Origin of the sequence: Reyranella sp. (assembly GCF_017305915.1) — a bacterium.
Taxonomy (GTDB): Bacteria; Pseudomonadota; Alphaproteobacteria; order Reyranellales; family Reyranellaceae; genus Reyranella.
The window spans coordinates 1-13,243 of the sequence record NZ_JAFKJN010000020.1 but is presented as its reverse complement, the minus strand read 5'-3'; the positions used below and the strand labels follow the sequence as shown (position 1 = coordinate 13,243).

Genomic DNA, 13,243 nt, shown 5'->3' with positions numbered 1-13,243 from the left:
GACTAGTGAGGTTCAACAAGCCGGAGTCGGCGGAGGGGCTTTCCGTCCCTTCGGGGATACGGAAATTCTCTCGGCAATGCAATAAGATAGGACGAAAATAAATCGTGGCGCATCAGGTTCCTTTCCAGGCGGTTGCCGCGGCCGTGCCTCCGAATTGCGCGAGTCCCTGAGTGAAATCCAAACTAGCCGTTCGGCTTGTCGTCATTGCAATTTTCAGCGTCGGAGCGGCTTGGGCGCTGACCCGGCTGGACTGGGCCGCCTTCCAGCGCCGAATCATCGAAGCGTCGGCGACCGACCTCGCGCTGATGCTCCTGATGTGGGTAACCGCGCTCCTGCTGCGGCCCCTGCGGTTCCAGTTCCTGCTGCGCGTGCTGGGTCACGCGCGCGTCCCGTATGCGCAGGTCTGGACGGCGAACATGCTGGGCATGGCCGTGAACTCCTTCACCGCCATGCGGGCCGGCGACGTCGTCGTCGCCCTGTTCCTGCGGCATCGGCTGGGGATCGATATCCATCGCAGCCTCACGGTCATGGCGGCCGACGCCCTGTGCGATTTCCTCTGCGTCGCGCTGCTGTTCCTGACCGCCCTCTCCTTCGCACCGATCTCTGCCGCCTGGACCGAGCACGCCGCCCCCGTGCTGGCCGTCGTCTTCGTGGGCGTGATGGTGGCGATGGCGCTGGTCATCCGGTTGCGGTCTGGCGTGCTGGCGATCGCCGATCGCGTGCTCGCCCGGATTGATCGACCGTGGGCGGGGCGGCTGCGCGAGATGGCGCACGACGTGCTGGCCGGCGTCGCGGCGATCTCGAACTGGCGGGTGTGCGTGCCGCTGATCCTGATATCGGCCGGGATCTGGATGGTGATCGGCGCCTCCTACTGGTTCGGGCTGCGCGCGGTGTCCATCGAGCCGTCCGTCGCGGCCGCGTCGTTCGCCATGTCGGCCGTGGCGCTGAGCTTCATCGTGCCGCTGGGGCCCGGCGGCCTGGGCGCGTTCGAGGCGGCGGCCGTCGTCGCCCTGTCAACGTTCAACGTGCCGCTGGAAGCGGCCATTCCGTTCGCGGTGATCGCACATGTCTTCCAGCTCGGCTCGGCCCTGCTGCTCGCGATGCTGGCGGTGACCACCCAGAAGGTCGACTACCGCTCGCTCCTGAAGGCCGCCGAGCAGAAGCGTTGACGCCTCAGGCGGCAGAGCCGCCGGCGTGGGTGATGCGCCGCCCGACGATCCGGGTCACCCGCTCGATCAGCAGGCGCAGGGTGCGCTCGCCGCGGGTCGTCGGCGTGTTGAAGGCGACGTTGCGCAGGTTGACGAAGATGCGATACGGCCGGAACAGATAGCTCGACAAATAGAAGAGAGCGAGGAACGCCAGGCGCAACATCTGGACCTGCTTGGGCGTGAAGCGCGGGTTGTGCGACTTCGCGGAAGTGATGTCGGAATGCGTCAGCAGGCTGACGAAATACGCCTCGCCGAGGCCGGGCAGCCGCCCTTCCTTCACCAGCCGCTCGTAGAGCTCCGCGCCGGGATAGGGCACGTAGGGCACGAAGGTGATGTCGTGCAGCCCGGCCCACGAGCAGCGCAGCATGAACTTGAAGGTCTCCCAGACGTCCTTGCCGGTGTCGTCGGGGAACAGGATGATGTTGACCATCACCTTGAGGCCGTTGCGGGTGGCGCCGCGCAGCGACTGCTCAAGCCGCGGCAGCTTCACCCGTTTCTTGATGCGCGCCAGCGTCGCGGGCGACCCCGTCTCCGGCGCGTAGTTCATCTGCCGGCAGCCGGAGCGGTAGAGGATCTCGCAGACCTCCTCGTCGATCGCCTCGCTGCGCGTGCCGCTCGGCAGCTGGTACTCGATCTTCATGCCGCGGCGGAGGATCTCGTTGGCGAACGCGAGGATCCAATCCTTCTTGATGATGGCGGTGAGGTCGTAGAGATCGAAGTTCTGCGCGCCGTAGCGCTCCATGTAGAACTGCATCTCGTCGACGACCATCGCCGGCGTGCGGGCGGCCCAGCGCGTCGTCCACATCTGCGGGCTGGAGCAGAAGGTGCACTGGTACGGGCAGCCGCGCGTCGCCATCAGCGGCATGCTGCGCAGCGTCGAGGAGCCGTGGCCGAGCCCCTTCTCCATGTACTTCTCGATCGGGATCTGGTCCCAGGCGGGCAGCGGGATGCCGTCGATGTTGCGGATGCGCTTGCGCGCTTCGGTGAGGTGCGCCCCGCCCTCCTGCCGGAAGGCAAGGCCTGGAACCTTGGACAGGTCGCCCCCGCTGCGCAGGGCCCGGACGAGCTCGAGGAACGTCTCCTCGCCCTCGCCGCGCACGCAGACATCGACCGCCGGGCAGCTCTCGAGGATGTAGCGCGCGCAGGCCGTGGCATGCTCACCACCGACCACGATCTTCGCCCTGGGCAAGCGCGCGCGGATCTTCTCGATCAGGCGCCAGTCGTAGGGCCACGACGAGGAGAACATGCAGGACAGGCCGATGATGTCGGCGCGCGCGTCGATCCGCGCCACGATCTCGTCCATGGTCAGGCCGATCGCGTAGCCGTCGCAGAAATCGAGCGGCACGATCTGGTCGATCGCCTCGCCGACGGCGTCGACGAGCTGGAAGGCGATGCCCGCGTTCTTGAGCGTGCCGGCCAGATAGGCGATGCCGATCGGCGGCGCCGTCAGCGTGCTGAGCGCAAAGGCCTTCAGCAGAGCCGGAGACTTCAGCAGGCAAACGATATTGGCAGAGTCACGATCGCCGCTGGCCGGGACGATTTCGGGCATTTGTACCTAGGATCGACAGAGGGTCGGTGGAACAGCCAGAGTGCCTTCGTCAAATATCATAGTTAATGAGACTATCCCAAGGCAAGAACGCACCGGTCACGGGGTCCCGGCGGTGCATATCAGCAGGGTGGTCCCGTCCAGCGTGAGACTGGCGCCGCACACGGTCACCGGAGCGCCTCCCGGACGCAACGGCCGCAGGCCGAATTCCAGCCCGTGCCAGGGGCATTTGATGCTGTTGCCCTTGACATGCTCGGGCCCGATGACCGCCCCTTCATGAGGACAGATCGCCGGCCAGACGTGAAGGCCGTCGCCGGCGCGTCGCAGCAGGTACGCGCGCCGGTCGATCTCGACGCGGCGTACCTCGCCCTCGCGCAGATCGCCGACCGACAGGGAGTGCGCGTCGGTCAGCGGCGGATAGACCACGTTGTTGCCGATGGCATTGGAATTCACGAAGTCGGGCCGATCGGTCACGAAGCGATAGCCGCTCGCGCGCAACGCGACGCGCTGTTCGCGCATGACCTCGTCCTCGGCGTTCTGAACGTCGTTCAACCGCTGCAAGCGGCGATCAAGCATCGGATGGAGGAAGCGCAGCAGGCGATGCGAGGCGATCGCCCAGTCGATCTCCATGTGGGTGCCCTGCTCCGTCGAACGGGCCTCGATGAAGTTGACGATGACGACCAGGCCGAAGAGGCAGACGACCTGGTAGAAGCCGTTGTCCTTGTAGTAGGCATCGAAAACCGGGACGACGAACGGCCAGTTGCCGAACCGGGTCAGGGAGAACGCCGACTCCGCGCCGATATGCAGGCGCATGGCGTCGCCGTAGGTGCGGTGGATATGGGGCCGGTGGTTCTGGTCCATGTGGTTCCAGACCAGGTCCCGCTGCTCGGCGCGCGCCGGGTATTTGTAGTGGCCTTTGGTGATGCGGACGTTGGGGATCAGGCGGCCGAGGGCCTCGTCGATCTTGTCCTCGCGGATAAACGCGACGCCCCACCGTTCGACCAGCGCCGGATCAAAGAAGGAGCGCATCGGGCATCAAGTCTCCGGGTCCACCGTACCGCGATCTTTCTGCGAACTATCAGGCCGATCTGGTAAAGTCCATCGCCTTCGCGCGATCGGGGAACGAGGTTTTGATGCTGACGGATCTGCTGCTCTATGTGTCTGTATTCGTCATCAGCGGCCTCATCTTCCTTCCCCTTCACGTGCTCGCTGTCCGGATGAAGCGCGGCGAGAATCTACTGTTGACCGTCAACCTCGCGATCGGCGCCTCCGCGATCGCCGCCGGCGTCATCGTCTGGCTGTCGTTCGGCGGGATGTTCTCGTCGGAAGGCGCCAAGGCGGTGGCCTGCGTCGGCGGCGCCATCTCGTTCCTCGGCTTCGGCGCCATCTACAACCTGCTGGGCCCCACCAGCGTCGACCGTTCGATCTCGGCGCACATCCTCAACCTGATCTACCAGGCGCCGGGCCACCGGATGACCAAGGAAGAGCTGTTCACCTACTATACGCACGCCGACGTGCTCGAGAAGCGGTTCGAGGAGTGTGCCCAGATCGGCGTGATCGAACGGCACGGCTCGCTGCTCACGCTCACGGCGAGCGGCCGCCGCATCGGCCTTTTCTACACGATCATCGGCAAGGTGCTCGGTATCCGCCTGTGGTACCTCGAGCGCTATCGGGCGGGTCAGTCGGCATAGATGTCGAAGGGCACGCGACCGGTCAGCTTGCCCGAGGCAAACTGCGTCCCGACACGGATGTAGTTGGCCAGCAGTGAATGGCGAAAGCGGCCGGTCGTCCGGTCGTCATCGAGGGCGCTCTTGGCCTCGTTTCTGCGGGGACAAATGGTTAGCGGGATTGCGCCTGGGACGCAACCGCGACTCCAGGGTCACACGATAATGCGTTCTCGGCTGGCGAGCTTCTTGCGGTTCTTTATGGCGATGAGCGTATCGACGACCGCTGCGCGGATCAGGTTCGGCAGGAACCGATAGATCGGCACCAGCATGGGGAACAGGGCGCGCACCGGCGCCGGCATGTTCTCCAGCATGTAGTGCGACATCTCCCCCTCTCCGGCAGCCTGGGCCTTCTCGAAATCCTTGTAGTACTCGGCATAGTAGCCCTGCATCGGCACAACGAACTCCGGAAGGGTCCTGGTCTTGCGGGCGAAGAAGATGACGTGGGTGTTGTAGCCGGCCTTCCGGAACTTCGGCCGATCGCCGTATTCGAAGCGCCGCCACACCGTCTTCTTCTTGCCGAAGTCGTGGTACTTCGGGAAGTAGTTTAGGTAGACGCCGATCTCGTCGAAGCCGTTGGCCCTGAACACGTCGAAGAAGAACGGCGTCTGGAAGTTGTAGAAGCACTCGTTGTGCCAACCCATCAGCGCGTCGTAGATCACGAGCACGCCGTTCTCCTTGGTCATCTCGACGCAATTCTGGACGAAATGCTTTACGTCGAAGACGTGCTCCATGCTGCCGACATCGAACACCACGTCGTACTTGTCCTTGTACTGCTCGGGGATCGGCTTGTTCATGTCGTGCAGAATGGTCGGCTTGTCGGCGTCGAAGGCATCGAGCGAGTGCGCGTTGCGGAAGCCCAGCATCTTGAAGAGGTCATGCATGTGCATGGGTGCCCCTCCCTTGACGTTGAATATCCCGCCGTAGATCGCCTGCGCCTTGGACGTCCGGTACTGCCTGTCCTTCTCCTCGATCGGCGTGTACTTGAAGTTCTGCTCCTCGAAGAACTCAGCGCCGCTTCTGTGGCTGAACATCACGTCCTGAACGCCGATGGTCACGATGTCGCCGGACATCCGGTACCGCTCCTGCATCTTCATGAACATGCGCAGAAGCGTATGGTCAATAGCCATCTGTCAGTGTCTCCCCGTCAGCTCGGCTGGGTACGCGGGCGCAACATGCCGCATCGGCTCATCGCATGCACCCCTGGGTGTGGAAAGCGGAAAGATAACGGCCCCGTTCGAGCAGCTGAAGCTCGCAGCGGGCCCGCAGGCGCTTCAGGACTGCCGCGTTCAACGGAGCCATCGTTTTTTCCTCGTTGGGCAGGATCACCAGCAGGCCGTCGGAGACGGTCGAGACCCGGGCCAGCGTCCGTTCCTCGACCAGCCGCGAGGCGCCATCGATGATCGGGGCGGAAATCGACCAGGGATACCACTGGCCGCTCGCCATGAAGGTCGTGAGACCGATCGCCGCGTCGGAATCGGCCATGCGGTTCGGCATGCGATCGGCCAGCAGCGCGATTTGCCGATCGTCCGCTCCCCAGCGCCGCACCAGCGCCCTTGCTTCCTCGATTCGAGGGCGCGTGCCGTCGGCATCGAAGACGTAGGCACTGACGCTGGTCCGGCGGTCGAGCGAATCGGTATGGAGGGCGAGGCCGATATGGCGAGGTAATTCATCCAGCCGGCATCCCAGCGGCGACAGGCACCGGCGCAGGATCGATGAGTTGCCGCGCGAGGGATCGAGCGGCCGCATGAAGTGCTCGAAAGCGTCGGCTGTGATGAAAGCGAAGGTCACGGCCAAGACGGCGCGCAACACCGGACCGGCCGGACCGAATCGCTGCGGCTTGACGAACACGCGTTGCGCCACCGCGATCGCCACGACGGCGAACGGCAAGCAGACGACGTTCAGGGTCCCCTCCTGGGGCCGGCCGAAAAAATAGGTGAGCGGGCCCATGCCCAGCGAGGCGACAGGCAGGAGGCGCTCTACCAGGGTGCTCGACGGTTCGAGCCGAAACGCGCGGTGCATCGCGACGGCGATGACTAGGAAATAGACGAGGCCGATCGGGAACCACAGCGCATAGAGCGACGGGAACGTGACCGACCAGATCGACTCCTCGGCCGGGCGAAACTGGAAGAACAGGCTGAAATACGGACCGTAGTCGACCCACCGTCCGTAAATCACCCGTATGCCGCCGATCAGAATCGCCTGGGCGATGCCGACGTCGACGATCGCCCAAGCGACCTCTTGCAGAAGGTACCTGGGCGACCGCCGGCGGATGGCCTCGCACAGTACGCACAAGCCCCACGGTGCCAGCGCGAAGGCCAGGATCTCGATGCTGGACAGTGCCGCCACGCCGATCAACGGGAGCGCAACCGCGCGCACGGGTTGTCCGCCCTTCCAGGCGAGCGTCAGAGTCATCGCCGCCGGGATCAGATAGCGGCCGCCCATGGTCATCGGCAAGGCGTTCAAGTTCCACATGCCGTCGAAGCCTTGGACGTGCGAGCAGAGCGCGATCAGCAAAGCGGGAACGAAGAACCAGGCGGCCGATACCCAGCGCCGCGTGACGACGAGCAGCGTGGCAAACAGCAGCGCGAAATAGGCAAGATTGATCAGCCGCACCAACACCGCGGCCGGACCGAACGCCGGTTCGAATATCGCAAAAACCAGGCGATACACGAACCAGGGGAGGAAGCCATAGACGCTGTATACGTCGACCATCGGAACGCCGCCGCGCAGCGCGTGAACGGCTGGCCCGATCGACGGTACGTAGTGCCCGAAGTCGACGAAGTGGGTGTCGTCGTACATGAGCAGGATCACGACGCCCGCGAGTACGACAGCGCCCCCTGCGAGGAAGCGGCGGCTCTTGATAAAAGCCCAGCCTTCACGTTGGCGCAGCCAAAGGCCGAGCGCCGTCCATGCGATGCCCAGGGCCAGCCACAAGCTGAACTGCGGCGCCTTCACCGCGTAGTCGAGCAGCCCGACCGGTACGGCGGCCTGCGGGTCGAAGGGGCTGAGCAGAAAAGTTCCCAACGCCACGAGCACGAGCAACCCGGCGTCGAGTCGCGAAGTGGCCTCGGACCAGAATCCGCCTCGACGTATTTGTGCATAGGCCCACAACCCACCGAGGGCTGCGACGCCAGCGCCCGCCAGCCGGCCGCCCCATCGGACCGCGAGATCGACGATCAGCGCGGCCAGCAGCGCCAGCAGGCCGCTCCGCAACACCAGCAGAGCACCGGACAGGCGCCCGTCCGCTGCTGCCAGGATGCCTGCCGCCAGGATCGGACCGGCGCCGATCATGAACAGGAAGAGCAGGAACGGTGCGGAGCGGAAATCGGAAAACCGGGTGATCAGCGCCAAACCGAGCGTCAGCATCAGCCCGCCCAGCACGGCAAGGTCGGACAGGCGATGCGATCCGGAACTGGATGTGGAGGCGCTCACCGATGGCCCGGCCGACGACGCCGATGGCGAAACGAAGGTCAATGTATTGTCGAGCTTTTCGGTGTCACAATGCTGGCCGCACACTAGCGGACGCAGGCCGATCGACCAATGATTTTCAGTGATCCATGAACCCGGCTGTGTATAGCGACTTCTGGGCCGGCGGCTTTCTGTTCGATCGACCACGCACTTCGGTGCTGCTGCATCATCGCGACGGCAACACATCCGCCAATCCGCATAAGTGGGCATTTTTCGGCGGCCAAGGCGAGCAGGACGAGTCCTACGTCGACTGCTTCGTCCGCGAAATGGCCGAGGAGATCGGCCTTCGCCTCCAGCCCGAGCAGGCCGTCCACCTGCGTGAATACATGAACACGCTGGTCAACCAGTATCGCGTGGTGTTCTACGTCGAGACTTACGTGCCCACCGAACGGCTGGTGCTCGGCGAAGGGGCGGGCTTCGGATGGTTCACGCTCGACGCCGCGCTGCGCCTCGACCTTGCCCAGCGCACGCGCGACGATCTCGACTACTTCATCGCGCAGGGCCTGGCGGCTCAGCGGTGATGCTTTCGTCGAGCACGATCAGGGGACGCATGACACGGCCATCCTCCAAATCGTCGAGCGCATCGTTGATCCGGTCGAGGCTGTAACGCTTGCCCAGCAGCCGCTCGACCGGCAGCCGCCCCTCACGATAGAGCCTGGCGAAGGCCGGCACATGAATGTCGGGCTTGCTGGCGCCGCCCCAGCTCCCGCGGATCTGCTTGCCGGAGATCAGGTCGTGCGGATCCAGCGACAGCTTCTCGCCGTGCGGCGGATGCGAGGCGAAGACGCACAGCCCACCGAACTTCCGTACGACCGCGTAGGCATCCTCGATGGTGCTGATGCGGCCTGCCGCGTCGACAGCGTAGTCGACCCCTCGTCCCTCGGTCAAGCTGGCGATCGCCTGCCGGGCATCATTCTGGCTTGCGTCGATCGTGTCGGAGACGCCGAGGGCGCGGGCCGCCTCGAGCTTGGCGACCTCGATATCGACGGCGATGACCCGGCAGCCGACATCCTGGAGCGCCATGGTCGCGACCATGCCGATGCCGCCCAGGCCGAACACCGCCACTTGCGCCCCGGCTGGCGGTGCGAGTTCGTTGAAGACGATGCCGGCACCGGTCGGCACGGCGCAGCCGAACAGCACGGCGACGTCGAGCGGCACGCCCTCGGGCAGCTTGACGCAACGATTCTCGGCGACGATCGCCTCGCTGTTGAACGTGGTCACGCCGCCGGCGTTCAATACCGTGTCGCCCACGCGATAGTTCGGCCCCGGTGCATCGGCGCCCTTACCCTTGATCCAGCCCAGGACGACGCGGTCGCCCGGCCCGACCTTGGTGACGCCCTCGCCCACGGCCAGCACCACGCCCGAGCCTTCGTGGCCCAACAGATGCGGGAGGTAGCGGTCGACGCCGCGGCCACCGCGGACCTCCATCAGCTGGGTGTGGCAGACGCCGGAATAGGCCAGCCGGACATGGACCTGGCCCGGCCCGGGCGGGGGAACCTCGATACCCTCGACGATACGCAAGGGGGTGCCACAGGCATACAGAACGGCCGCTCTCATGTCCCCTTGTACCCCACCGCTGCGGATTTGCATCACCCGGCAAGTTGCGGCAGAGAGAGTGCGACGACAACCGGGGACACGAGGCTTCCGCCGTTCATGCCAGCGCCGCCTGTGGCGTTCATCGCCGCCATCTCCAGCGATATCGGGCAGGCGATGGCGCAGATCTACCGCGCACGCGGCTGGCATGTCGTCGGCACCTATCGCGACGCCGCGGCCGTGGCCGGCTTCACCGATGATGACGGAGTCGAGCTGCTGGCCTGCGACCTCGCCTCGCCCGAGCAGATCGATGCCGTCGCCCGGCATCTGCAGCAGAAGGCCATCGGATGGGACCTGTTCGTCAGCGCCGTCGGGATGCTGGCGCCGATCGGGCCCTTCTTCTCGCTCGACCGGCAGGAATGGCTGCACTCGGTGACGGCGAACGGCGCGGCGCAACTGGCGCTGCTTCACGCGATCTTTCCCTTCCGGCGGGCGGCGCCCCTCGCCCGCGCCGCCTTTCTCGTCGGCGGCGCGCTCAATCGCGGCTTCCCGAACTACTCCGCCTATTCGCTGGGTAAGCTCGACCTGGTGAAGTTCTGCGAGCTGATCCACGAGGAGTGCCCCGACCTCCACGCTGTGGCGCTTGGCACCGGCTGGGTGGCCACCAAGATCCACCGCCAGACGCTGGCGGCCGGCGCGATGGCCGGTAGCAACCTGGAGCGGACAGCGCAGTTCCTGGTCGCGTCCCAGAGCGGCACCTCGGTGAGCGACATCGTTGCCTGCCTCGACTGGTGCTTCGCCCAGGATCGCGCCGTGACCGGCGGCCGCAACTTCTCGGTGGTGCACGATCCGTGGCGCGAGGGTGGCGCGGGGCTGGCGCAGGCGCTGCGCCACGACGACGCCATGTTCAAGTTGCGCCGCCATGCAGACGTGACATGAAACTCTCGGACTACGTCATCGACTTCCTCGCGCGGCAGGGCGTCACCCATGTCTTCGGCATGTCGGGCGGTGCGGCCGTTCATCTCTTCGATTCGGCCTCGCGGCATCCGCGGCTGACTTATTTCTGCTCGCAGCATGAACAGAGCGCGGCGATATCGGCCGACGGGTATGCCCGCACCACCGGCCGCATGGGCGTGGCGATCACCACCAGCGGTCCCGGCGCCACGAACCTGCTGACTGGCACGTGCTGCTCCTACTTTGATTCGGTGCCGACGCTCATGATCACCGGCCAGGTCGCGACGCACCGACTGCGGGGCGACCGTCCGGTGCGCCAGATGGGGTTCCAGGAGACCGACGTCCTGTCGATCTTCAGGAGCGTGACCAAGCATGCGGCGCAGGTCAGCGACTCGCGCCAGATCCGCCGCCATCTCGAGGAAGCCTTCTATTGGGCGAACGAAGGCCGCCCCGGCTCGGTGCTGATCGATCTGCCCGACGACCTGCAGCGTGCCGAGGTGGATCCCGCGACGCTGGAAGGCTTCGTCCCACCCGCCGCCGATCGTTCCGATTCGCTCGACGCTCAGCTCGACGCGCTGACGGAACTGGTGGCGCAGGCGCGCCGGCCGGCGCTGGTATTGGGCGGCGGCTTCAGCACGCCGCGCCTGGGAAACGTCGTCGACGAGATGATCAACCAGCTCGGCTTCCCGGTCCTGCTCACCTGGGCGGCGCTCGACCTGATGCCGGCCGATCATCCGCTGCGCATTGGGCCGTTCGGCGTGTACGGGCCGCGGCTGGGCAACTTCGTCATCCAGAACGCCGATCTGCTGGTCTGCCTCGGCACGCGGCTGTCGCAGAACGTGACCGGCGGCCTGCTGCACACCTTCGCGCGCGAGGCGCGCATCGTCATGGTTGACGCCGCGCGCGGCGAGCTCGACAAGTTCGACGGCCGCGGCATCGATATCGGCCTCCGCATCGAATCGCGCCTCGACACGTTCGTGCCGGCCTGGCTCGAGCGCCTCGGCAGCACCCAGCGGCCGCCGACCGACGAGTGGTGCCAGCGCATCGAGCGCTGGAAGGCCGTCCTGCCCGACGACCGGCCACCGTCGTCACCGGCCGGCGCCGGCCATGTCGACGCCTACGACGTGATCGCGCGGCTGTCTCAGGTCCTGCCCGAGGGCGAGCAGATCTTCGTCGACACCGGCGGCAACCTCACCTGGACCTGCAACGGCCTGCAGCCCAAGCGCGGCCAGCGGCTGATGTCGGCCTGGAACAACACGCCGATGGGCTATGCCCTGCCGGCAGCGATCGGAGCGGCGGTGACCGGCGGGACGGCGGGCATCACCTGCATCATCGGCGACGGCGGCCTGATGATCTGCCTCGCCGAGCTGGCGACGCTGGTCCACCACAAGCTGCCGATCCGCGTGCTGGTGTTCAACAATCACGGCCACGGCATCCAGAAGCAGACGTTGGAGACATGGCTGAACGGCCACTATGTCGGCGTCGACGGCCCGTCCGGCCTCGCCTTCCCGCCGATCAGCCCGGTCGCACGCGCCACGGGCCTCGAGGTCGTCGAGATCGCAGCGACCGCCGACATCGACGCGGGCCTGCGCCAGGTCTACGCGACGCGCGGTCCGGTCCTGTGCAACATCGAGATCAATCCGTCTCAGAAGCTCTATCCCGTGCTGAAGTTCGGCGCCTCGCTGGAGGATCAGCTGCCGGCGCTCGATCCGGCCGTGATAGAGCGCGAGATGATCGTGCCGCCCTTCAAGCGCGACACGACCTCGTCCAGCGGCACTCCGGGGGTTTGATCGTGACGGCGCCATCGGTTCCGGCCGGCCTGTTCGAGGCGCTTGGCGACCTGCGCGGCGAGCTGCGCTGCTCGTCGCCCTCCTTCGCGCTGCTGAAGACGCTGCTGAGCGAGCATTTCCGCGCCTCGCCTCTGGCCCGCGAAGACGGCGGTCCCGTCGCTGTCGGCCCGTTCGGCACCATCGACCTGCCCTACACCAGGATGGGCGCGATCGACTCGGTCGACCTGTTCGGCCTCGACGAGCTGCTGATCTTCGCCTTCTACTGGGCGAATCGCGGTCTCTACCGGCGCACGCTCGATATTGGCGCCAACCTGGGCCTGCATTCCCTGCTGATGGGCCGCGCGGGCTTCACGGTGACGGCATACGAGCCCGATCCGGTGCATTTCGAGCTGCTGCGCGCTAATCTCGCGCGCAACTCGGCCACCAGCGTCACCCCCGCGCGCGAAGCAGTCTCCGACACCGACGGCGAGGCGGAGTTCGTCCGCGTTGTGAACAACACGACCGGCAGCCATCTTGCGGGCGCCAAGGCCAACCCCTACGGCCCGCTCGACAAGTTCCGGGTGCCGGTGCGGGCATTCGCGACGCTGGCCGCCGGCTGCGATTTCGCCAAGGTCGATGCCGAGGGCCACGAGGTCGTTATCCTGCGCTCGGCGCCGGCCGAGACCTGGTCCCGATTGGACGTCATGGTCGAGGTCGGTACGGCCGAGAACGCATCGGCGCTATTCGATCATTTCAAGCGACTGGGCGTCGGCCTTTACCCGCAGAAGACCGGCTGGCAACGGGCGCAGAGCGCCGAGGACCTGCCCACGAGCCATCGCGAAGGCAGTCTCTTCATCAGCCGCCGCAGCGCGCTTCCTTGGGGATCCGCCTAGTGGCTCGTCACAGAGGTTTTGACGATTTGAGCCAATCGAGGATTGGCAGATCCTGAGGTGGGACAAGGACGTCGATGCTTCGGGCGACACCGGGTTGCCGCCGGATGAGGCCATCCCGTTCGAGGCCGAGGACCATCTGGTGGAC

11 protein-coding genes are annotated in these 13,243 nt (G+C 65.9%); 6 read left to right on the top strand and 5 right to left on the bottom strand.

The annotated features are described in order from the left end of the window. Positions 1-170 precede the first annotated feature (170 nt). Positions 171-1,169: a lysylphosphatidylglycerol synthase transmembrane domain-containing protein gene (locus J0J01_RS20025; RefSeq protein ID WP_296383817.1), complete on the top strand. Its 999-nt coding sequence runs from the start codon at positions 171-173 to the stop codon at positions 1,167-1,169. Positions 1,170-1,173: 4 nt separating this feature from the next. On the opposite strand, the gene J0J01_RS20020 is transcribed toward J0J01_RS20025, so the two are convergent. Further along, positions 1,174-2,757 (bottom strand): radical SAM protein, encoded by a 1,584-nt coding sequence (locus J0J01_RS20020; protein ID WP_296383815.1) that lies wholly within the window; start codon positions 2,755-2,757, stop codon positions 1,174-1,176. Between the two features lie 96 nt (positions 2,758-2,853). Further along, positions 2,854-3,783 carry a Rieske (2Fe-2S) protein gene (locus tag J0J01_RS20015; protein ID WP_296383813.1) on the bottom strand — a complete coding sequence of 310 codons (930 nt, stop codon included), beginning with the start codon at positions 3,781-3,783 and terminating at the stop codon, positions 2,854-2,856. A gap of 104 nt (positions 3,784-3,887) precedes the next feature. On the opposite strand from J0J01_RS20015, the gene J0J01_RS20010 reads away from it, so the two are divergent. Beyond that, entirely contained in the window at positions 3,888-4,445 is a 558-nt protein-coding gene (locus J0J01_RS20010) for a hypothetical protein (protein ID WP_296383811.1), read from the top strand. A gap of 188 nt (positions 4,446-4,633) precedes the next feature. Here J0J01_RS20010 and J0J01_RS20005 read toward each other — a convergent pair whose 3' ends face one another. Beyond that, a complete protein-coding gene (locus tag J0J01_RS20005; RefSeq protein ID WP_296383810.1) occupies positions 4,634-5,608 on the bottom strand; it encodes a hypothetical protein in 975 nt (324 codons plus the stop codon). A gap of 58 nt (positions 5,609-5,666) precedes the next feature. Beyond that, positions 5,667-7,955 (bottom strand): hypothetical protein, encoded by a 2,289-nt coding sequence (locus tag J0J01_RS20000; RefSeq protein WP_296383808.1) that lies wholly within the window; start codon positions 7,953-7,955, stop codon positions 5,667-5,669. A gap of 83 nt (positions 7,956-8,038) precedes the next feature. Here J0J01_RS20000 and J0J01_RS19995 point away from each other — a divergent pair, with 83 nt between their 5' ends. Continuing rightward, positions 8,039-8,470: an NUDIX hydrolase gene (locus J0J01_RS19995; RefSeq protein ID WP_296383805.1), complete on the top strand. Its 432-nt coding sequence runs from the start codon at positions 8,039-8,041 to the stop codon at positions 8,468-8,470. Here J0J01_RS19995 and J0J01_RS19990 read toward each other — a convergent pair. After that, positions 8,439-9,470, bottom strand: coding sequence for a zinc-binding dehydrogenase (locus J0J01_RS19990; RefSeq protein WP_296383804.1), 1,032 nt, complete (start codon positions 9,468-9,470; stop codon positions 8,439-8,441). The two genes, J0J01_RS19995 and J0J01_RS19990, sit on opposite strands and share 32 nt — an antisense overlap. A gap of 132 nt (positions 9,471-9,602) precedes the next feature. On the opposite strand from J0J01_RS19990, the gene J0J01_RS19985 reads away from it, so the two are divergent. Genes J0J01_RS19985 through J0J01_RS19975 form a run of 3 tightly spaced genes read left to right on the top strand, consistent with a single transcriptional unit; the run spans position 9,603 to position 13,098 of the window. Next, positions 9,603-10,421, top strand: a complete 819-nt coding sequence (locus tag J0J01_RS19985) for an SDR family oxidoreductase (protein WP_296383802.1) — start codon at positions 9,603-9,605, stop codon at positions 10,419-10,421. After that, on the top strand, positions 10,418-12,226 hold the full coding sequence (locus J0J01_RS19980; protein WP_296383800.1) for a thiamine pyrophosphate-binding protein: 1,809 nt from the start codon (positions 10,418-10,420) through the stop codon (positions 12,224-12,226). The genes J0J01_RS19985 and J0J01_RS19980 overlap by 4 nt, the downstream gene beginning before the upstream one ends. 2 nt (positions 12,227-12,228) lie before the next feature. Beyond that, positions 12,229-13,098 carry an FkbM family methyltransferase gene (locus tag J0J01_RS19975; protein ID WP_296383798.1) on the top strand — a complete coding sequence of 290 codons (870 nt, stop codon included), beginning with the start codon at positions 12,229-12,231 and terminating at the stop codon, positions 13,096-13,098. Positions 13,099-13,243: the final 145 nt, after the last annotated feature.